A 22404-nucleotide genomic window follows, 5' to 3' on the forward strand; every position below is an offset into this window, starting at 1 on the left:
CACTACTCCTTAATATCTCGTTTGTTGTCGTTTCAATAAGTCCATATGATCTAGTGCTTTCCCAGTACCAATAGCGACACAATCTAATGGGTTTTCTGCAATAAATACGGGCATATTCGTTTGATAACTAATAACTTTATCTAAATTTTTAAGTAGTGCTCCACCGCCCGTAAGCATGATTCCACGCTCCATTACATCTGCTGATAGTTCTGGAGGTGTTTGCTCAAGCGTTTTCTTTACACCATCAATAATGGCAGAAATAGATTCACGAAGTGCATTAGCAATTTCTTTTGAAGATATTTCAATCGTTTTCGGTAAGCCAGTAACTAGATCTCGGCCTCGAATATCCATCTGATCTTCTGTATCCATTACTCTAGCCGATCCAATTTCAATTTTAATCGCTTCCGAAGTACGTTCACCAATTGTTAGATTATACGTTTTACGAACATAACTAGTAATCGCCTGATCCATCGCGTCTCCGCCTACTCGAACAGACTCACTTGTCACAATTCCACCTAATGAAATTACAGCTACTTCTGTCGTGCCTCCACCTATATCAACGACCATACTACCAGTAGGTTCCCAAACAGGTAAATTTGCACCGATTGCTGCAGCAAATGGTTCTTCGATAGTTACTGCATCGCGAGCTCCAGCTTGTTTCGCTGCATCAATAACTGCACGTTGCTCTACAGAAGTAATGCCAAATGGGACACAAATCATCACATTTGGTTTGCTCCATGACATACCTGCTGCTTTCATTGCATTTTTTAAATAATATTCTATCATTGCCGATGTTGTATCAAAATCAGCTATTACGCCATCTTTCATAGGACGAATCGCTACGATAGAACCCGGTGTACGTCCAATCATATTTTTTGCATCATTACCTACCGCAACAATGGATCTATTTTGTACGTTTTTAGCAACTACAGAAGGTTCTCTTAAAACAATACCTTTACCTTTAATAAATACCAGCGTATTCGCTGTTCCTAAATCGATTCCTACATCTCTTGATCCAAATCCAAACACTATTTTTTACTCCCTTTCCATCTAACGCAAGTTTCTCTATGTTATTTTTAAAGTCATAACTCACATTATAACGGATAGAACGGAAAATGCACAGTGTCACATGTACCCCTTTTCTTTCAAACTAATAAATTGGTGATCACCGATGATGACATGATCTAATAATTCAATCCCCATAAGCTGTCCTGCTTCTAATAATCGTTTGGTTACATCAATATCTTCGGGTGAAGGTGCGGGATTTCCGGATGGATGGTTATGCGCGCAAATAATAGAAGCTGCTGATCGTTTCACGGCTTCGCGGAAAATTTCTCGTGGATGAACAATGGATGCATTTAGAGATCCGATAAAAATAGTTTGTTTGTGCAGTATTTGATTCTTTACATTTAAAAAAAGAACAACAAAATGTTCTTGTTTCAAAGAAGTCATATCGGGCATTAAATAAGTTGCGGCATCTTTTGGAGATCTTATTGTAAACTTATCATCTGTTTGTTGCTGGGATAATCTTCTCCCCAGTTCAACTGCGGCTAATAGTTGAACGGCTTTTGCTTCCCCGATGCCTTTCACAGACATCATTTCTTCCAAAGTGGCATTTTTTAATTCTTGAATTTGTTCAAAAAAGGAGAGGACACGATTAGCTAGATGAAGAACAGACTCTTGCTTCGTACCAGTACGAAGCAAGATAGCTATCAATTCTTGGTTTGACAAGCTTTCAGCACCTTGTCTTATTAATCTTTCACGGGGACGATCTGCTAAGTGCACATCACGAATCATTAAAGAAGGTGGCAAATTCACGTTCATTTGGATTTCTCCTTTTCAAATTCAATTACCTCTAAAGTAACTAGCGTTCGATACAAACGACTTATAGGTAGCCCTACTACATTGTTATAATCACCTTGAATCTTTTCAACAAATAGTCCACCCATCGTTTGTATACCATAGCCACCTGCTTTGTCTAATGGATCACCAGATTCCACATAAGCATCGATTTCCTTATTGGAAAGCTCATAAAATTTCACTAAAGTAGATTCTGCGAAAGCGATACTAATACCAGGCCCTAATATAGTAACCCCTGTAATAACGTTATGAACTTTCCCAGATAGTAATTTCATAAACTTTTTGGCTTGAGCATTGCTCGTTGGCTTAGATAACAACGCTTTTCCAATACGAACAGTCGTATCAGCAGCAATGACAATCGCATCAGGATTTTTTCGGAAAACTTCAGTAGCTTTTAAATCTGCTATTGCAATCGCCATTTGCTCGGGATCATAGACTCCCTCTAATTCTTCCACAACACCAGATGGTTGTACTTCAAATGGAATACCTAAACTACTAAAAAGTTCTTTTCTTCTTGGTGACTCACTTGCTAGAATAATTTTTTTGTCTGTTATAAGTTTCATATGAATTCCTCCTTTACAATAGAATACAAAAGAATTGTAAAAATAAAAATTGTGCGCGAAATAAGTACAACTTCATTTTGGCATCATTTTACTATCAGAAACTCAATTTTAAGCAATCATTTTGTTCCAAATAATGAGTCAAAATTAATAATCGAATAACGGCAGAATCATCCGTAAACGTTGATATTGCAGCAACAACGCTCATCAAGTCATCTGGATATCCTTCTTTTTTTTCAAGGGCATCAAAATAGTTTTTTGATAGTTTATCTTCTTGCAATAGATTGATGATATTTTTCGTTTTGGGATCTTCACAACCCTTCGTGGAAATAGATAAAGGTTTAATGAAAGTAGGTAGACTTTCATTTTCTGAAACACTCACTTCATTAACAAATAGTTTACTCCACACGTAATATTGATCATTCACATTAACAATGCTCGCTTTTTGAAGGCTAGGCTGTTCACTTATATAAGCAAAAGCACTCTCTTTTGTCGTAAACATGCCATATTGTTTCGCTTTAAATGGAAGGGCACCATCTGCACTTACTTCTATTTTATCTATTTCATCTATTTTTTCTTCCACCTTTGGAGGAGTTGATACTTGTTCAGGATCTGCTACTTTCTTTTCATTCGATAAACTTAATATAAATCCAAAAAGTAAAACGCCAACAACACCTATTACTAACCCTTGTATTCCCGCTAATATTACTTTATTCCTTGAATTCCGTCTTCTAATTGGCATGAATTCACCTCTTTTATTCACAACCTTAACATGCGGAATATAAAAAAAGACGAGACCTATGTCGGCTCGTCCATAAAATTTATCGAGTTAAAAAAACAAATTTACATACCAATCGACAAACGCTTGTCCATAAAAATAGGAAAAAACTGCTGCAACAGCAATCGATGGGCCAAATGGGATCGGGGTTTTGCGTCCTTTTTTAGCAATCTTCAAAGAAATAACACCTATAATAGCTCCAATGAAAGACGCCAAAAATAGAGTCACTAAAGTCTGCGTTACACCTAAAACAATCCCGATGACAAAAAATAATTTAATATCCCCGCCGCCCATTCCGCCTTTCGACAACACTGCAATCAAAAATAAAATCCCAAACCCGATAATCGCTCCAATTATACTGTCCCACCAAGGAGTTAAAGGAGATAAAGTTCTTGCAACAATTAAAGGAATTAAAAAGAATAATAGAATCTTATCCGGAATGAGCATATAAGCGATATCCGATACCGTAATAATCACAAGCAAAGATATAAATAAAATAGCTACAATCAGTTCTTTTGACAACCCAAGTTGGACAAATGCAAAAGCAAATAAGACACCTGTCGCTAGCTCCATCACTGGATACATCCAATGAATCTTAGTCCCACAACCACGACACTTCCCTCGTAAAAACAGATAGGAAAATACAGGCACTAAATCTAGCAACGTCAGATTTCGATCACATACTGTACAATGGGATGGAGGTTTTACAATAGACTCCCCTTTAGGCACACGTAGTCCTACCACGTTGAAAAATGAACCGAATACAAGCCCATATATAAAAACAATAACAATTAGTGCAATTTCCATGTATAAACACCTTATTTCATACTTTTTAAACTCTCTTTATCTTCATACATATTCAAATCAGCCTCATGAAATAAATCCTCAAAAGTAGTTGCCTGCTCCGGATAAAATGCCATACCAATACTTGGCTCAATTTGAATAACTATGTCCTTTGCTTCAAATCGATTTGCTGCAAACAAAGAGCGTAAACGAAGTACCCACTCAAAAAATGATTCTCTTGATGAGAAGTCCTGTAAAAACAGCACAAACTCATCTCCTCCAAAGCGTGCAACTAAATCGTTTTTTCGTACTGCTTGCTTTAATATATCTGCAGTATGCTGAAGTACTTGATCGCCAACACTGTGTCCAAATTTGTCATTCACTTCTTTAAAATGATTCAAATCGAGTAAAACTAGCACAGCTGAGTTATTTGGACGATTCGCCAGTTCCACTAGTAGCTTACTGACTTTTGTCACAAAAAATGCTCGATTGTTTAGATTAGTTAGCACATCATAATACGCCATATGCATAATAATCTTTTCTTTTTCTACATCATCCGTTACATCTCGCCACATTAAATAGTAAATTTTATCCTCACCAGTAAAAACAATCGAGGCATCAATTGAAAGATGAATGATTCCATCCTTATGCAACAGCTCGAATGACATTTTATAATCATGAATTATTTCATTTTCTTGAAGAACAAAAGCAAGCTTCCTTAGTAGCTTTTGATTGTTCTTTGTTTGAACAAAGCTCATCATATTGGTAGTTGATTTGTCATTTATACGTAAAATCTGCTTCGCGTGCTCATTCATCTCCAAAATATCCCACTTACTATTTACAGCCATAATAGAAATTGGACTCAAATCAAATAACGTCTGATAACGTCTTGATACATTTGGCAATAAATTAAATTGCAAAACAGAAATAGTTAAGAAAACAGAAAAAATGAGCCCTTCGTATAAATACGGGTAAGGTGGAAGAACTTCTCCATAGTTCGGATAACCTAAAGCAATATTTAACGCTAATATCACACAAGTACACAATATAAAAAAGCGAAGTGCTTTTTTGTGTTGCACGAGCTGTACTTTACGATAACCTACCACAAGAATGAGCAGCATAAACACGATAAAGATATTGGATACCGTCATTGTCGTATAATATTGGGCATTGAACACAGGTGCATACCAAATGCCTTCCACATGGTACTGTGTGTTCGAAATTAGATTATGATCAAATAATAGAAAAGCGATCACTACGAAGAATGGAACATAAAAAAGATACGGATAAATACTCTTCCCACCCCTATTATGTAAAAGGGCAACATGCGTATACAGATGAAAAGTGATACCTACAATAAGCAAACCCAAATTTCCAAAAAACAGTTTTGACATAATTGCACTTAACTCAATCGGTAATAAGTGCCTGAAAAACTCTTCAAAGAATAGTAGACTATATAAGAACACGATAGATGCAACTAATCTATTCTCTAGTCTTTTAGGATGCTGTGAAATAACCACACAAGCCATCCCAAATAAATAGAGGGCTGGAAGGATATATGTACATAGATAAATGCTTAACTGACTAATAGACATACGATTTATTAACACTCTCCTAAACCTACTAAACTAGGACAATTCTCACAAAATGAAAGCACGTAAACCTTCTAATACTTACTCTCCATCATAATAAAACGTAGTCAATTGAATTTCAGCAGAAATTGTTTCTTCCGAATCCATTTCAGTTTGTTGTTCCTCACCTGGGACCGAGAACTTTATTTGATCGACACGGACAATTCGTTCTAGGTTTTCAAGTTCTTTAATAAATGAATTTAGATGTTCGTAATCTTTTGTTAACACAGAAATATTTAAAGTAATTAACTTTAATTGAGCAGGAAGCACAATATTAGCTACTGGAGAAACAGGTGTTTCATTAGCAGTATTTTCTTCTGTCGTTTCTGTAGCATCCGTTTGTGCATTTTCTTCCGTTTTAATTGGTACAAGGGTAGATTCAGAAACACTCTCGTCATAGTTATTAAAGTTAATGGATTCTATTTTAGATTCACTTATAAGCTCTACTTGTTCAATAGAACGGATTAACTCTTCTAGAGCACGAGTAGTTGGTACTTTCTTTTGAAAAGCAAAACTATTTTCCCTATTATCATCTTCAACAACCGGAGCTGCTAATTGCGTTTCCAATACCGCAATTTCATTTCGAACATTGCTTACAGTTACTTCTTTCAAATTTTTTTCTTCGTTTAAAGGATAAACAAAGTAATAATAGATTGCTCCAAGAACCACCACAATAAAGGCTATTATTATGAGGAAACCCGTTTTCTTATTACTGACTAAATCATTCATCGACGGGCACCTCCTTTACTTAAAAACGTTTGATCGATGGAGAGATTAAGGGTTGCCGAATAACGAGCCTGAACATCAAAGTCAGTTCCTTTCACTTCATCTGCATTGTCTACTGGCTCGAAACTTGAAATTTGCTCCACTTTTACATCCGCAAAATAAGAACTTTCTATTAACTTTTCAATGAAAATGGATAAATCATTCATTGTCTCAAAATCAGCAGAAAGGATAACACCTGTTTCATCAAATTGATAGTCACGTAAATACGTGTTATCAACTAACAAAGATTGTACTTCATCCATTAATGGGCTCACAGGATAGGAAACACCCTCTACAAAATCAACGGCGGAAGATAGACTTCCTTGTCCTTCTGTAAGATTAGTAGAAGAAACTTGTGCACTTAGCACATCCCTTTCTACCGCTAATTGGGTTTCCTCCGTAGTTAATGCGTTAATATCTTTTTTAGATGTAAATAACTGCATACTAATCGATAAAATAAGTACAACAAATAAAATCACACCTAATATAACAAATAGATTATTGGACCTTCTTCTCTCCATTTTTGGCAATAAGTTAATTTCTGGAACCATTAAAAGGCCTCCTTAAGAACAAGTCCAAGAAGTGGAACATGCTTCGCTTTAAAATTAGGATAGACTGATTGAATTGTAGCATCATCAAAATACTGTATAGGCGTTCCGTAATTTGCACGCATTTCGGAAGTTATATAGTCAATTTCAGGAGAATCCCCTAAAATAATAATTTCATCCACTGCTTTTTCTCCTTTATATAAAGAGAAACGATAAAAATTTAAGATGCGATCGATTTCAGCAATTTGATCGATTAATAGACTGCGATATTCTTCTATTTCGCCATCATAAAAACACATCACGTCTTTCTCATTTTCCTGACGAGATTGCCAATTTTGTGTAGGACTATCTATGGTTTGGTAACGAAGAAATTCAAGTTTTCCGGGGGTATAAATACTAATAGACACTCCATTTATCGACCAATCCGTGATTAAATAGCTCTTATCAGCAACAAACGTCTTCACTTTTTCCATGAAGCGAATGGTGGACAAAGTACGGACATCGGAGATCGTAGGATGTAAAGACAGATCATCTAATATACCACCCATTTTAAATATATCCTCCGATGGAGCAGCAAAAAGAGTCGCTTCTCCATCATTCGGTTTTTCATCGTAAACATCAATTAATGGTTGAGAAAATGGCAGATGTATTGTTCGTCCAAGCTCCATCTCCACATACCCTTTTAGCTTGGATGAGGATAGTTCCTTAGGGTGTTCAAAAGTTTTCATCATGACAGAACTGTCTGGTACAAAAAATCGCACATCGTACCGTTTGATACCCCATCCTTTGATAAGGTCTTTCAATATATCATATAAAGCCATTTCATCCCGAATTACGTCACCATCCATAATCCCAGCTTGAAGCGGTTGTTCATATAAGGTTGCTTGATTGATATCTGGACTATCCAGTACAATAGCCCGAATAATATATGCATTCACTTCTAACGCAATAAAACGCTTCTTTTTACTTTTGAACATAGCCGCTGCCCCCAATAACTATCTTTCTATTTTTATATGTCTTAGTTTCACGTTTCGGAAAACGATTGTTTCGTTTGCTCAAACGTGAGAATAAGAGACTACAGCAGACTTGGTCTGCTGTAGTAATACTCATTTTTTCAATAATACATTTAACTGAGCTTCATTAACGGTATCGCTACTAACATTATATTTGGTTTTATCCTTTAATTCAGAAAATCTACTATATTTCACTGACCATATACCAGCCGATTTTGACACACTATCAGCAGTAGCTGTAGTAACACCTTCTATATAAGGTTGTAATTGTGTTGCACTACATGTATAATTACCAACTGTTGTTGAATTTTCTGTACAAGATCCTTCTGTTACCGCTAGTTTCCCCGCTGAAAGAATATTTGCAGCTTCTGACAATATAGCTTTGTCTTTGGAATTATTGATAACATTCCCAATCGCTGGCACAGCTATTGCAGCTACAATAGCTAAGATAACGATTACTGCTAGAAGCTCGATAAGTGTTAAACCTTTTTGATTTTTAAGTATTTTAGTGAATTTTTTCATTTTATTATTCCCCCTAGAATTGGTTTCGATCGTTTCGTGCATTGTTTCTTTCATCATTGTTTTCATGACTTATCACCTCCTTTAATGGAAAACAATGCTTACATTTGTTCATATAAACTAAACATTGGTACCATAATTGCCATCACAATCGTCCCTACTATAGAAGCCAAAAATACAATCATCAGTGGCTCGATTAGCGACTTTAACGTGTCCACTGTTCGGTCCACATCGTCTTCATAAAACACAGCTATTTTTTCTAACATATAATCGAGTGAACCTGTTTGCTCTCCAATTGCCGTCATTTGCGTAACAAGCGGAGGAAAAATCCAACTTTTTTCAAGTGGCGCTGTGAGCGTACTGCCTTGCTCTAGGCTTGTCCTTGATTCTCGCACTACTTTGCTCACGACAGGATTCCCAATTACTTTTTCTACGATAGTTAGCGCCTGTAATATCGGTACGGAACTACTGAATAACGAAGAAAGTGTACGTGTCATTCTTGCAATCGCTGACTTTTGAAGAAGTTTCCCAAAAACCGGTATTTTCAACAAAATTAAATTAACTGTAAAATTAAAGGAAGTATTTTTTTTAAAGAAATAGCCAAAACCACCAACGACAAGAATAATTATCGCTAAAAATATATACCAAGAAGATTGGAGTGCTTCACTAAATCCCATAACCACCTTTGTAATGGTCGGAAGTTCCGCTCCCATATCATCAAACATGGATACAAATTGCGGAACAATCGTTAACATTAAAAACACAGCTACAATTACCGTGAGAACTAATAGTACAACAGGATATGCTAGTGTTGATTGCACTTTTTTTTGCAAATTAAATTGTTTTTCATATGAAAATGCTAATCTCTCTAATGACTCATCCAGATTACCAGTAGCTTCCCCCGCACGAATCATATTTACAAATAGCGCAGGAAATACTTTCGGATATTTAGCTGCGGAATCCGAAAAGGACAACCCAGAATGAACATCCTCTTCCACGTTCTGCAAACCTTTTCTTAACACTTTGCTGGAAGTTTGTTCTCCTAATATTCTTGTAGACTCTAAAATAGAAACGCCTGCACGTATTAATGTTGCAAATTGTCGGCTGTATATTACGAAGTCTTGATTTTTTACTTTTCCACCAATCGATAGTTCTTTATGTAATATACTTTTGGATTCTTCTAATTCCCTTGGATTTATGCCTAGGCCGCGAAGCTTTGTAATTGCTGCCTGTTTATTGATGGCATCCACAGTTCCTTTTTTTAAACCACCCTGTGCAGTTCGACCATTGTATTTAAATACAACCATCAATACTCACCTACATTCATAAATGGTTTGGCAGATTCCATCGAAATCTTTCCAGAAGAAAGTAAATTTTGAATAGATGATTCAAGTGTATGCATACCAAGTGCTCGGCTCGTTTGCATCACATTTTGGATTTGATGTACTTTTTCGTTTCGAATAAGGTTAGCAACAGCTGGTGTTTGCACCAAGATTTCAGTTGCCGCTATTCGACCTTTTACATCATTTCGAACAAATAGTCGTTGCGAAATGATGCCTTGTAGCACATTCGCTAGTTGAATTCGAATTTGTCCTTGCTGATGAGGTGGGAATACATCAATAATCCGGTCAATCGTCGTAGGGGCACTACTAGTATGTAAAGTTGCCATTACTAAATGGCCTGTTTCCGCTGCCGTAATTGCTGTCGAAATGGTTTCTAAGTCCCGCATCTCTCCGACTAATATTATGTCTGGATCTTGGCGAAGTGCGGCTCGAAGTCCGCTAGCAAAGCTTTGCGTGTCAGCTCCAACTTCTCGTTGATTGATAACAGATTTCTTATGAGTATGCACATATTCAATTGGATCTTCCAATGTAATAATATGCTTTGATTTGGTTGTATTAATATAGTCGATCATGGAAGCGAGAGTTGTTGATTTTCCTGATCCAGTTGGACCTGTTACTAAAATAAGTCCTTGTGGCTTGTCTGCTAATGTATATAGTACATTAGGCATTCCGAGCATCTCAATAGCTGGTATTTTCGTTTCAATCATACGTGCAGCTATTGATACATGATTTTGCTGTTGGTACGCATTAATACGAAACCTACAGAAGGTTGGTATTTCATAACTGAAGTCAATCTCCCCTTTTTCTACAAACTCCTCCATTTTGGGAGCGGGTAAGATTTCTTTTAGCATACCTCTTGTGTCATCTTCACTCAAATTTGTATCCCCGAATGTTTGTAATGCACCATTCACTCGAAATACAGGTGGCAGTCCAACCGTTATATGAAGATCGGATGCTTTATCTTGAAAAGACTTTTCTAATAATTGGATAAAGGAAATTTTCATATCATCCCACCTTAATCAGTTGTTGCGACACGAAGAATTTCTTCGGTAGTCGTTAACCCCTCTTGTACTTTCAGTAATCCATCTTCTAACAAGCTATAATAAGCCATCTCTTTCATATGTTCTCTGAGAAGTGCATTACTTTTTCCAGTTAAAATGACATCTTTAACAAATTCATCAACTGCTAGCACTTCATGTATGGCAATTCGTCCTCTATAACCAGTATGGTTACAAGACGGACAACCTCTACCACGACGTACTTCTTGAACTATCATGCCATGTTCTGCAAAAATTTCAATTTCTCGTTCCTTTGGTTTTTGAACTTCACTACAATCTCGACAAACTTTTCGTACTAATCGTTGCGCTACAACCCCAACTAAGGAAGAGGCTAATAAAAAAGGTTCAACGCCCATATCTCTCATACGAGAAACGGATTCCACTGCACTATTTGTATGTAACGTACTGAGTACAAGATGCCCTGTTAATGAAGCTCTCACGGCAATTTGTGCAGTTTCCAAATCACGTATTTCTCCAACCATTACAATATCCGGGTCTTGACGTAAAATAGATCGAAGACCAGCAGCAAAGGTTAAACCTACTTCTTCTCGAACTTGTATCTGGTTTATCCCCTCAAGTTGGTATTCCACGGGATCTTCCACAGTAATAATATTGACATCTTCCCCGTTCAATTTATTAAGCGCTGCATACAAAGTAGAGGACTTACCAGATCCAGTTGGTCCTGTTATTAATACAATACCATTCGGCTTTTCTATCATTTCATTAAAAGTTTGATAGTTTTTTTCATTAAATCCAAGCTTGCTCATATTATTTAGTGCACTACTTAAATCTAAAATTCGCATAACAACTTTTTCGCCGTAAATTGTTGGTAAAGTGGATAGACGAATATCTACTGGTTTCATGTTAACAGCCAATTTAATACGACCATCTTGCGGGATTCTATTTTCCGTAATATTTAAATTACCCATAATTTTAATTCGGGCTAATATGACATTTTGCATATGTTTTGGTAGGGCTCTTTCCGTCTTTAACATGCCATCTACACGATAACGAACACGTAATTCCTTATCTTGTGGATCAAAATGGATGTCACTAGCTCTCTGCGCAACCCCATTTGCGACAATTTGATTTACTAACCGAACAATAGGAGAATCTTCGTCCATAATTTGCGTATCATTTTCCAATTCGGTAGGCGTCATATCACTTAAAGCTAAATCCATCGACTCTTGCAAATCATAGTATTTTGTAATTGTTCGATAAAGGTCGTCTTTAGTAGCGATACTTGTCTCGATTTGACATCCTGTTGCCATACGAACTTCTTCAATAGCGAAGTAGTCCATCGGATCAGCCATTGCGATCAGTAGCTTGTTCCTATCTTTTCTAATAGGCATTATGTTTGTACGTTTTACTAACTCTTTTGGAACTAATTGAATTAGTTCGGGTTCAATTGAAAATTGATTTAAACTGACATGTGGAATTCCTAATTGGAACTCAAGAACTTCAATTAATTGTTGCTCCGTTAATAAGCTCTCTCTTATTAAAAAGTCCCCCAGTTTTTCTTCACGACTTTTATGAGATAGCGCATATTCTAACTGGTCATTATTAATCACATGGGAATCTACAAGTAAATCCCCTAATCGCTTACGTGCATTATTTCTCATCATCTTCCCCCTAGAAACAATTATTCCGATCCTTGTTCAATAATATTTCCAGCTTTATCATAATAACTACCCTCTGGTAATTCGTTAGAAACTTCTCCACTAGTCGAATGATCCGTCACACCACTACCACTCGAATCTGTTAATGGGGTTTTCTCTATATCTGGTAAACCATCCCCATTCATATCAATTGTAAGGTCAGGATCAGAGATAGCCGGTACTTCAGGCGTAAGAGAAGACCTTAAAATGATTCTATTTTTCAGAGGATAATAATCTTGGCTGATAAGCTCCTCTTTTTCAAATGGGCCAGCTTTTTCAGAAATAGTTCGGTAAACATACACTCGAAGTCCAGACTCTCCTTCTTGTATAAGCTCCTCTTGTCCCGGACTTAACTCAGAAGAATAACGATAAATCGTTCTAGGTTTAATTTCCAAGCTATCTCTCACCTGATTTTTTGCAATAGTATCTAAAGGAATTGAATATAATTCTACTAATAGACTTGAGTCTTTTATCGTTAACTTTAACTTTGCAGGTGAATTATTCACATTCATAAACTTCAAATCTTCATTTTTATTTCTATGTATTCCCGCTTCAATTCCTGGTTCCAAGTAGAGAGGGATTTCACCTTGTGAATGTCGTTCTACGACCTCATAATTCGTTTGAAGTAACACACTATATATCATAGAAGCAACGAAATCTACTGCCTCATTATTTGTTCCTAAATCGACATCACTTAAATGCTCAAGCAAAGAAAATACTTCTCCACTTCCAATAACTTGATCATTTAATGCAGAGACAATATTCTCCAAACCATGAGAGGTACTAGGTATTTCTTCCACATCAAAGGCAACACGTTCCGTTTCGAATAACGAAAAGTCTAATGCAACACTCTCAATAGGGCCGGAAGAGAGAACACCAACTTGGGAGATGATACTAGCAAGCGTATCTTCTTTATTCAATTGCGCTTGTTGTTCTATTAAACTATTTACTTCTGGATTCACAGAAAATTGCAAAGGTATATTAATAGTGGGAGTTGATTTCCAAAATGCATACCATGGTTTATCTAATTCATTAAAGTATTGCTCGACAGTAGATTCAACATCAAATGTAAACCAATCAGGCTGCAAGGTAAGGTTCGTATGATTCCCAGTTAATAGTATCGGCCTTTCCTTCCACTCCAATATTTTCGAATTAAGTAGAGTACTGATTTCATTTTTTTTGAGGAACTCCACTTCTTGACCACCAATTGTAGATCCAGATATTTCACTATCCGCCTTTACTGACTGTTGCCAAGGTGTAAAATTACCGGCCCATAAATAAACGAGAATAAAGATTAAAATAAATAGTAGAAAAGTTTTCCTAATAATTTTCACAGTAGCATCCCTTTCTAAAAACTTTCATTATTTTTTTTTAGATAATAACCATCTTCCCTAACTTTTAGGTAAATAAACTTATTTTCAAGTGCTTTTTTTAGGAATTTAGTAATAGATTAATAATATTTTACATATCAGTTAAAAAGTAATTGATTCTTTTTTCTTAGTTATATATGATTAAGCTACAAAATACAAGACTATTTGTAAGTTTTCATAAATAAATTTTAACACACAAATCTCAGGAATTAACAGTTATTTTCAAAAAGAGAGTAATTCTATATAATATAGTAGATTTAAGTCTTAGAAAATGTTTAGATAAGATGTAAGAATTATTAAATATTTTCTATAAAAAGGAGGAGATTCTTATGTTTTTGAAACATAAAAACACAAATGGATTTACACTGATCGAAATTCTAGCATCTATAGTTCTCCTCACTGTAATAATTTCGATGTTTTTAACAATGTTTCCACAAATGGCGAATATGAATAATAGAACAGGAGATAATCTTGATGCAGCAAACGTTGGGAAGGAGCTATTAGTAATTATAAAGAAAAATAACTATAATAACTTTTCTAATAACACAAATCTTGCTATTAAAGAAAAGATACACACCATTTCAATAAATAAATCTAATAATGATTATTTACTTCTAAAAGATACATATAAATCTTTTTTCATCGAAATAAAAATATATAACTCAAAAGTTTTTCCAGATAATAGTACAAATCAGTTATATAAAGTTTCCATTGAAGTGAAAAAAAATGAAGCAAGTCCAACTCCTTTAACTACTACATATGGTTATATTAAAGGTAACTGATAGATTGAGGTGATTAAGTGAAGAGTAAGATGAATGAGAAAGGAATTACTTTAGTAGAATTACTTGCTGCCCTTGTTTTATTTGGAATAATAGCAGTACTTATTTGGAAATTCTTTTTTCAAGCTATAGATTTTAGTGATAGAGCAATTTCAAAAAATCAATTGCAGCAAGAAGCAAACTTGATAGTAAATACTATTCAGCAATTGCATACTAAATCTACAATCCTATTTATAACTATTGTTGAGCCTGATATAGATAAATTTGGTTCTAAAATTGAAGTTGGATATTCAACAAAAGAAAATCCCACTAAAGTAAAATATGAGTATTTTGAGAGAGGTAATATTAGATATAAAATAAATGAGCCAATATCGTCGAACCCAGGAAATTTCTTTAATTTCGACATTTCCTTAAAATCCGAAAAAAAGCCATCTATTTATTTTGATACTAAGACAACATTTAGCAAACTTTCTGCCAAACCTAAATAAGGGAGTTGAAATTCTTGAAAAAAATACGCAATGAACAAGGCTACACTCTTTTACTAACTCTTGTACTAGTCACCCTAGTTGTTATCCTCTTCTCTACATTTACTGTTAAAGCATTGAGTCAACAAAAACAAGTAGAAAAGACTGATGATAACTACGAAGCTACTGCAATAGCAGAAATGGGGGTAGAATACTACCGAGTAGGTATCTTGAATCTAATTGCATTTTATGCAGATGATACGAAAAAAAAATTAAGCAACGAAGAGAAATTAGATGATCAAAAAATAAACGAAATAAAAAACAAGCAAATGGAACTACTCAAAGTGGATATTAATTCTTTCCTCAATAGTTCAGTAAATAATCAAATTGAGGTTTCAAATTTTCCTTATCTTACAACTTTTAGAAAATCACTATTAAAGTACAATAATGTAACAAGTTCATGGGACCTAAACGTCACTGGTGATATTGGAAAGAAATCCAAAATAATATCAACTACTTTTCAATTACCAGATAACTTAGATTTAGTTAAAACTACATTAATAAGTGGTGATGGAAAACCAACGGGTATTGATACAGAAAAAAACAAAACTTTATTTCCCCCATTTAATTTAGAAAATACAGCATTCTCAAAATTGGTACCACGACTAACTTTACCAACAACTAAATACGAGCAAATAAGTCCCAAAATAAGCGAATGTCCAGAAAAGGACACGGATACCGGAAATGTTAACGAGGAATTTTACTGTTATAAAAGTAATCTTAATTTCAGTAATAATAATAAATTAGAAAAAATTATTAATTTAAATTTATATTATACCGGTAGTTCTGATATTGGGATTATAAATTCAAATTTTAAAAACCTAAATAATTTTTTTGCAGATAAATCTATTAATATTACCACTAATGCTAACACCAAAAGCAACACCTCCTATTTTATTAATGGCGACTTCAGCATGAGTGAACCTTTAAATAGTTCAAGTAATTCTACACTTCACTCAATAGGAAACATTACTTTAAAAAAAGCGATTAACAATATGACAAACATGAAAATCTATTCTGAAAAGAAAATCACAACATTAGAACCATTTCCTGCAAAAAATTTAACTTTGTATGCTAATAATACTCAATTAAGTACTTTGAATTCCCTTACGAATAGTCTAATTGAAATTGAAAATCAAGCAAAATTCGAAGGTATTGGAAGTTCAATGGACAACAGTCAAATCCAAATTAATAATGCAAATAAATCGAATTACACAAACTCGACAGCGTACTTAGCAGAGTTTAAATATTTTAATAAAATTACTAATAATAGCACAGTTAAAGTGAATGGAAATACAATGGTCACTGATTATATAGATACAATAGATGGAAAAAGTAATTTTTTAGTAAATGGAAACCTTACCAATCCATACACGAATAAAATTAGTGGAGGTAGTACAGTTAAGATTATTGGTAATGCTATTTTCCCTAAATATATTGACACTATTGATGGTGGCAGTAACCTTTTAGTAAATGGCGACTTTACTACTTCTTACATTAATAAAATTATTGGGAAAAGTACAGTTATGGTTAATGGAAATGCTACTTTTTCAAATTACAATGACACTATAGATAGTGGTAGCAGCTTTTTAGTAAATGGAGATTATACTGCTTCTTACATTAATAATATTAGTGAAGGAAGTACTCTTATGATAAACGGGGAAGCTAATTTTGGTGCATATATTAACAATATTAATGGAGGTAGCACTATTTTTGTAGGGAAAAATGGTAATGTCGGAAAATTAATAATTAATGATGGTCGTATGGAAGTAAACGGCACACTTAATATTAACGGTGGTAATAATTCCGAAATCAAAAAAGGAACATTACTAGTAAATAGCATTAATCTTATCGGTCCTGCAAAAAATAATAAAGAAAACATTTCCGTTAGCGGAACAGGAAAGCTCTGTATTAGAGATTATAAAAGCTCAAGTACACTTCTTGAACACGTAAAATCTACGGCTAGTGGTAGCATAATATTTTTAAATAAAGAAATGCTAGATAATCAGATTGAAAAACTAAAAGGCTATGGCGGGGGAAGTCATATCCAACAAGCTGGAAACACAAAGTTTAATTCGGAATGTGGAATGAGCAGCAATTCTCTAACTCCATTACCTCCCAATATTTATGATATAAACAATGATTTCTTCACTACAGAAGAAGATATTACTACAAAAATAGAATATCAGTAAAAAATGAGAGAATCCATAATTTAATTGGATTCTCTCATTTTTTCACTTCAAACTATTTAACATACTCCGCAACCCTATTCCTACCAGCCTGCTTTGCTCCAACATAAAGCGCACGATCTGCATTTCTTAATAAACCCATTCCTTCTTCACTATCCTCTGGAGCTGAGGCAACCCCTATACTTGCAGTAATAAAAATAATTTCTTCTCGAGATACATCGTCTAAGTCTAGCTGGACAATAAATGGTGTTTGCTCCACTTTTCGACGAAGTTGTTCAGCAATGGAGAAGGCTTGTAATTTTGAATAATTAGGGAGCAGAATAACGAATTCTTCCCCCCCATATCTGGCAACTGTCCCACTGGAGCCAATTTCTTGACTAATAATTCGAGCGAACTCTTGCAGGATTAGATTTCCGCTATGATGGCCATACGTATCGTTGACGACTTTGAATTTGTCGATATCTATCATGATTAAAGAGACCGAATGATACTTACCTTCCTCTATTTTTTTCATATCCAGTTCCAATTGTTTGTCCAAATAACGGTAGTTATGAATTTTCGTCAATTCACAAATCTCGCTTTTTTCAACGGCTTCTTTCACATATCTTGCTTTTTCTAGCGACACCGCAAAATAAGAGCATAATAAATGAACAATCTTTAACTGATAAGGTTCAAATGCATATTTCTCTCTAGCAGCTAATATAAGCACGCCTTCTATTCGTTGGTTACGATAGATCGGTACACACATAAGGCTTTGCATATCATCTGCTAAAAACGGAGGCATCATATAATTCCACTCAGATTGTTTTTTATATAAAACAGGAACCCCTTTTTCATATACTTTACCTGCGAGACTATATTTGATATCTTCATGAGAGCATTGAATTTCTTTATTCACACCATCTTCCATTGCACGTAAAATGAAAAACTGATCATCGACATTATCGACAATATAGCCACAATCAATAGGAAACATATTCGCTAATCGCTCTAAAAACATGTCCAAAATTTCTTTCCCAGTCATTCGCTCTGCCAACTGATGCCCAAACTCACTTGCTTTGTTCAGATCAGCATTTACTTTTTCCGAATTACTATACATCCTGATGAGTAAAGTGATTGATATCAATGGTATTCCAAGCAGCCATAATGCTGTGGTACCTATCGAGCTTTCGAAAAGATATAAACTCAAACCAAATGGCAAAGTCATTAGTAAACAAGAAACTTCCCAGTAGAAATCTTTTGTTAATAGTACCGGATTGAAACCGCATACATATTCACGAATATATAAAATTATATGGTTCAATAAAATATAAGAAATCGCATAAATCGAGCCATATATAACCACATCTTTTAAGTTTAAATTTCCTATTTCATAGCCTAATGCCATGACGAGTGAGCCACATAAAAGAGAAAGACCAAAAAACATAAAAGAATTGAAAAAATATTTATAAAGTGTCTGTCGATTTATCTTCATATGATAAACAAGTGGAAACATGCATAATTGCATAGAAATAATTTCAGCTAAAAGGCCAAATTTCAAAAAGATAGCCATATTAACCCATAATACTAAAATAATTGTCGATCCTGCGATAAAGAAGGGAAATATACTTGATAATAAAGCCAACAGTAAAAAATATCCATAATGCTCCCAGTTAGTCAGATGAGTTGGTGACTTTAAGTATACTAGCACTGTACCTAAAGGCACGCATACTAGCCACATTATCGCCATTATTCTTTTTGCTTTATGTGTATAATTCATAGGACTATTAATCTCCTCTTCGCACTTTTTTCCATTACTATTAGCTCATTACTTTATTCATTAAATTGTAACACTTAATTAAAAGAAAAATTCAAATACTATTTACCTGTTTTTCTTCTAATTTCTGAGATGAAGTATAAAGACCCCGTGATTATAGTCACATCACTATTTAGATTATTTTTTATATTGATTTTATCTATATCTTTAGTAATGATTTTGTCGTCATGAAAACAATATTTATACAATTCTTTAGCAGTTAAAGCACGTTCATGGTGAAATTCTACAAATTCAAATGAGGAACCTACTTCCTCTAACTTTCTTAACATATACAGATAATCTTTATCCTTTAAAATGCCAATTATAAAATGGATTCGTTTATTTGGAAAATGTTTTTTTATTGTTTCAACTAAAGCATCAATACTAGCTTGGTTATGGGCTCCATCAATATAAATGTCTTCCCTTATTTTCTCCATTCTTCCAGATAAACTAGCTTGTTCCACTGCCACTTGCGTTTTACTTTCCTCTAAACTAAAACCACATTCTAATAATGCAGTTATGCTTAGGGCCATATTAGACAATTGATGATTACCTATCATTTTTGGATGTAAAAGCTCAAATTGAACATTGTCGTATGTATATGTATTGTTTTTTACATTAAATTCTCTTTCACATTCAATAACAGCAGCATTTTTTTCATTTGCTTCTTTAATAAATACATTTCTTGCTTCTTCTACTAACTGACCTATAACCAGTTTGCCATTCTCTTTCAAAACTCCTGCTTTATGCCAACTTATTTCTTCTATTGTGTCTCCTAAAAAATTGGTATGATCAATCGAAATACTTGGGATGACAGCAATCGACTTTTTCATTACATTCGTACTATCAAACCTTCCACCCATACCAGCTTCGATGAAGATGACATCTAAAGCTTCTTCTTCAAACACTAAAAAAGCTGTCACCGTCAACAATTCAAAATCTGTTAGCATTCCACTTAGTCCTGTTTGTTGCATCTTTTGAAACGCTCTATCCATTTGTTTAGATGTTATATTATGACCGTTCAATTGAATTTGATCATGAACATCTATAATACACGGTGACGTAAATGATCCATAAGTTATTCCGTGTTCTCTGGCGATAGCACTTAAAAATGCAATAGTTGAGCCTTTTCCATTCGTACCAGCTACATGTATTATTCGGTGTTTGTTTTGTGGGTTTCCCAGTTTATCTAAAGCTATTTGAATAGATTCTAATCCTGGTTTTATAATCGTTTCACTTAGTACTTTCCACTTTTTTTTATATAAATTAAAATTAGTTATTTCCACTTACTTCACCCTATTCCTTCTAGATTAAATTCGTGCTAAACTTCTTGTGGATACTATTATATCATGCATTAGCGGAGGTCAATCATTATGCAAACATGTTGGATTGTATACAACGGTAGTCTTACAGATGAAAAATTTATCGATCAAGCTCTCCTCCTACAAGAAGCAGCTAATAAGCAAGAAATTCAAGCAACATTAGTTAAAAATTATGAGCTTTTAATGGACGTCCAGCATGGATTACATGAAAAACCGGACTTTGTCGTCTTTTTAGATAAAGACATATTATTAGCAAAGTTTCTAAAAAATGAAGGAATTCCTGTATTTAATGATCCAGATGTTATTGAAATTTGTGACAATAAAGCTAGGCAATACATGGCATTAGCAAATGCTCACATTCCAATGCCAAGAACCATTATAGCTCCAAAAGTGTATGCTAACTTTACAATTCAGCATACCGGATTCTATGAGCAAGTATTACAAACGATTCATCTACCTATGATTATTAAAGAAGCACATGGATCTTTTGGTATGAAAGTATATTTAATCGAAACTAAAAAACAGTTTTTCGATAAAGTGGAAGAACTGAATGGAAAAGAATATGTTTTCCAAGAGTATATTGAGTCAAGTAGAGGCCGTGATATTCGTGTAAATGTTGTCGGTGGACAAGTAGTTGCATGTATGTACCGACATTCTGAAACAGATTTTCGTGCAAATATTACAAACGGCGGAACAGCTTCACCTATCATTCTTACGGAAAGACAAAAAGAGGTCGCGATACTTGCTGCTCAAGTATTAAATGCAGAATTTGCCGGTGTCGATTTGTTGTTCGGAGAAGATGAAGAGCCATTAGTTTGCGAAGTGAACGGCGTTGCGCATATCCGTAATCTATACAATGTAACCGGTATTAATGTAGGAGATGCAATGATCAGTTACATACTTTCCAAAGTAGGCGCTGTTGTAATATGAATGGTTTATTAATATACGAATTAAAAGAAATAAAGCGAAATAGCAGTTTTATCGAACGATTAATAATAGCTGCTGAAAGATTTGGACATACATTTACGGTAATAGACGATCAAAACTCATCTATCCCCGAAGCCGATTTCATCTTTTTCAGAGCTAGAAATCCAAAGTTATCGAAACAATTAGAAGAACGTAATCTTCCGATGTTTAATCGTGCAGAAGTAAATGTCATTGCAAATGATAAATACAAAGCAATTCAACTCGTCCAACTTTTAGGAATTCCATCAGTTCCTACTAGGAAAATAAAAACAATTTTCGATATTCGCGATTATCCAGTTGTCTTAAAAACAGTGGATGGTCATGGTGGGACGCAAGTAGAACTATTTCAGTCAGAAGAACAGGCAAAAGTGTTTATCGAAGAGCACTCATCAAAAACTATCATTGCTCAAACGTATATCGAAACAAATGCAACGGATGTAAGAGTGTTCATGCTTGGCACTGAAGTAATTGGAGCCGTCAAACGAATTGGGGCAGTTGATAGTTTTAAGTCTAATTTTACATTAGGCGGCACAGTGAAAGCATATTCTTTGAACTCTCAGCAACTTGCAGATGTAAAAAAAATCGCAACTGCTTTGAAAAGTGATTATATCGGAATCGACTTCCTTTTACTGCCAGATGGAAATTGGCTGTTCAATGAAATCGAGGATCCAGTTGGAGCAAGGTCATACTATGCTACAACTAAAAAAGATATCACCATTCCAATCATGGATTATATAAATAAAAAATTAACAGAAAATCCAGATCAGATGAGAGTCTGACTTGGATTTTTTTATTTGGAAATTGATTATGTGGTACTCGCATGGATATGCGGTATTCAAACCTATATATGTGGTGCTTAAACCGATTTATGTGCTATTCAACCCCTTTACATTTTCCTTGCCCACAAAAATAAGTGAGCCGAATTAATCATTCAGCTCACTCA

At 34.6% G+C, this 22404-nt stretch carries 21 protein-coding genes; 5 read left to right on the forward strand and 16 right to left on the reverse strand.

What is annotated here, in order from left to right:
- Window positions 1-9: 9 nt before the first annotated feature.
- From PB01_RS12275 to PB01_RS12340, 14 genes are all read right to left on the reverse strand, one after another.
- Complete coding sequence (locus tag PB01_RS12275) at window positions 10-1029, reverse strand: rod shape-determining protein (RefSeq protein WP_151700469.1); 1020 nt, start codon at window positions 1027-1029, stop codon at window positions 10-12.
- 96 nt (window positions 1030-1125) lie between these two features.
- The gene (gene radC / locus PB01_RS12280) at window positions 1126-1824 is read right to left on the reverse strand and encodes a RadC family protein (protein ID WP_151700470.1); all 699 of its coding nucleotides are present in this window, start codon (window positions 1822-1824) and stop codon (window positions 1126-1128) included.
- Complete coding sequence (locus PB01_RS12285; RefSeq protein WP_151700471.1) at window positions 1821-2423, reverse strand: Maf family protein; 603 nt, start codon at window positions 2421-2423, stop codon at window positions 1821-1823. The genes radC and PB01_RS12285 overlap by 4 nt, the downstream gene beginning before the upstream one ends.
- Before the next feature lie 94 nt (window positions 2424-2517).
- A complete protein-coding gene (locus PB01_RS12290; RefSeq protein WP_151700472.1) occupies window positions 2518-3162 on the reverse strand; it encodes a hypothetical protein in 645 nt (214 codons plus the stop codon).
- An 87-nt stretch (window positions 3163-3249) separates the two neighbouring features.
- The gene (locus tag PB01_RS12295; RefSeq protein ID WP_151700473.1) at window positions 3250-4005 is read right to left on the reverse strand and encodes a prepilin peptidase; all 756 of its coding nucleotides are present in this window, start codon (window positions 4003-4005) and stop codon (window positions 3250-3252) included.
- A gap of 11 nt (window positions 4006-4016) precedes the next feature.
- Window positions 4017-5591 (reverse strand): sensor domain-containing diguanylate cyclase, encoded by a 1575-nt coding sequence (locus tag PB01_RS12300; protein ID WP_151700474.1) that lies wholly within the window; start codon window positions 5589-5591, stop codon window positions 4017-4019.
- Between the two features lie 63 nt (window positions 5592-5654).
- Complete coding sequence (gene pilO / locus PB01_RS12305; protein ID WP_151700475.1) at window positions 5655-6341, reverse strand: type 4a pilus biogenesis protein PilO; 687 nt, start codon at window positions 6339-6341, stop codon at window positions 5655-5657.
- Window positions 6338-6928: a PilN domain-containing protein gene (locus PB01_RS12310; RefSeq protein WP_151700476.1), complete on the reverse strand. Its 591-nt coding sequence runs from the start codon at window positions 6926-6928 to the stop codon at window positions 6338-6340. Before PB01_RS12310 ends, pilO begins: the two co-directional genes overlap by 4 nt.
- On the reverse strand, window positions 6928-7902 hold the full coding sequence (gene pilM / locus PB01_RS12315) for a type IV pilus biogenesis protein PilM (protein ID WP_151700477.1): 975 nt from the start codon (window positions 7900-7902) through the stop codon (window positions 6928-6930). The genes PB01_RS12310 and pilM overlap by 1 nt, the downstream gene beginning before the upstream one ends.
- Window positions 7903-8031: 129 nt before the next feature.
- A complete protein-coding gene (locus PB01_RS12320; protein WP_318837454.1) occupies window positions 8032-8526 on the reverse strand; it encodes a type II secretion system protein in 495 nt (164 codons plus the stop codon).
- Window positions 8527-8558: 32 nt separating this feature from the next.
- Window positions 8559-9764 (reverse strand): type II secretion system F family protein, encoded by a 1206-nt coding sequence (locus PB01_RS12325; RefSeq protein WP_151700478.1) that lies wholly within the window; start codon window positions 9762-9764, stop codon window positions 8559-8561.
- Window positions 9764-10804: a type IV pilus twitching motility protein PilT gene (locus tag PB01_RS12330; protein ID WP_151700479.1), complete on the reverse strand. Its 1041-nt coding sequence runs from the start codon at window positions 10802-10804 to the stop codon at window positions 9764-9766. The genes PB01_RS12325 and PB01_RS12330 overlap by 1 nt, the downstream gene beginning before the upstream one ends.
- An 11-nt stretch (window positions 10805-10815) precedes the next feature.
- Window positions 10816-12480: a GspE/PulE family protein gene (locus tag PB01_RS12335; protein WP_151700480.1), complete on the reverse strand. Its 1665-nt coding sequence runs from the start codon at window positions 12478-12480 to the stop codon at window positions 10816-10818.
- 20 nt (window positions 12481-12500) lie between these two features.
- Complete coding sequence (locus PB01_RS12340; protein WP_151700481.1) at window positions 12501-13850, reverse strand: VanW family protein; 1350 nt, start codon at window positions 13848-13850, stop codon at window positions 12501-12503.
- 365 nt (window positions 13851-14215) lie between these two features.
- Here PB01_RS12340 and PB01_RS12345 point away from each other — a divergent pair, with 365 nt between their 5' ends.
- Genes PB01_RS12345 through PB01_RS12355 form a run of 3 tightly spaced genes read left to right on the forward strand, consistent with a single transcriptional unit; the run spans window position 14216 to window position 17381 of the window.
- On the forward strand, window positions 14216-14668 hold the full coding sequence (locus tag PB01_RS12345; RefSeq protein ID WP_151700482.1) for a PulJ/GspJ family protein: 453 nt from the start codon (window positions 14216-14218) through the stop codon (window positions 14666-14668).
- A 17-nt stretch (window positions 14669-14685) separates the two neighbouring features.
- Window positions 14686-15153: a prepilin-type N-terminal cleavage/methylation domain-containing protein gene (locus tag PB01_RS12350; protein WP_225986026.1), complete on the forward strand. Its 468-nt coding sequence runs from the start codon at window positions 14686-14688 to the stop codon at window positions 15151-15153.
- Window positions 15154-15167: 14 nt separating this feature from the next.
- Window positions 15168-17381 (forward strand): autotransporter outer membrane beta-barrel domain-containing protein, encoded by a 2214-nt coding sequence (locus tag PB01_RS12355; protein WP_151700484.1) that lies wholly within the window; start codon window positions 15168-15170, stop codon window positions 17379-17381.
- 52 nt (window positions 17382-17433) lie between these two features.
- Here the strand turns inward: PB01_RS12355 and PB01_RS12360 are convergent, their stop codons facing one another.
- Together PB01_RS12360 and PB01_RS12365 are read right to left on the reverse strand one after the other, a co-directional pair.
- Window positions 17434-19137: a sensor domain-containing diguanylate cyclase gene (locus PB01_RS12360; RefSeq protein ID WP_151700485.1), complete on the reverse strand. Its 1704-nt coding sequence runs from the start codon at window positions 19135-19137 to the stop codon at window positions 17434-17436.
- 98 nt (window positions 19138-19235) lie between these two features.
- A complete protein-coding gene (locus tag PB01_RS12365; RefSeq protein WP_225986027.1) occupies window positions 19236-20459 on the reverse strand; it encodes a bifunctional folylpolyglutamate synthase/dihydrofolate synthase in 1224 nt (407 codons plus the stop codon).
- Between the two features lie 87 nt (window positions 20460-20546).
- Here PB01_RS12365 and PB01_RS12370 point away from each other — a divergent pair, with 87 nt between their 5' ends.
- Complete coding sequence (locus PB01_RS12370) at window positions 20547-21425, forward strand: ATP-grasp domain-containing protein (protein ID WP_151700486.1); 879 nt, start codon at window positions 20547-20549, stop codon at window positions 21423-21425.
- On the forward strand, window positions 21422-22240 hold the full coding sequence (locus PB01_RS12375) for an ATP-grasp domain-containing protein (RefSeq protein WP_151700487.1): 819 nt from the start codon (window positions 21422-21424) through the stop codon (window positions 22238-22240). Before PB01_RS12370 ends, PB01_RS12375 begins: the two co-directional genes overlap by 4 nt.
- The last annotated feature ends 164 nt before the right edge of the window (window positions 22241-22404 follow it).

Source organism: Psychrobacillus glaciei, assembly GCF_008973485.1.
GTDB classification, from domain to species: Bacteria; Bacillota; Bacilli; order Bacillales_A; family Planococcaceae; genus Psychrobacillus; species Psychrobacillus glaciei.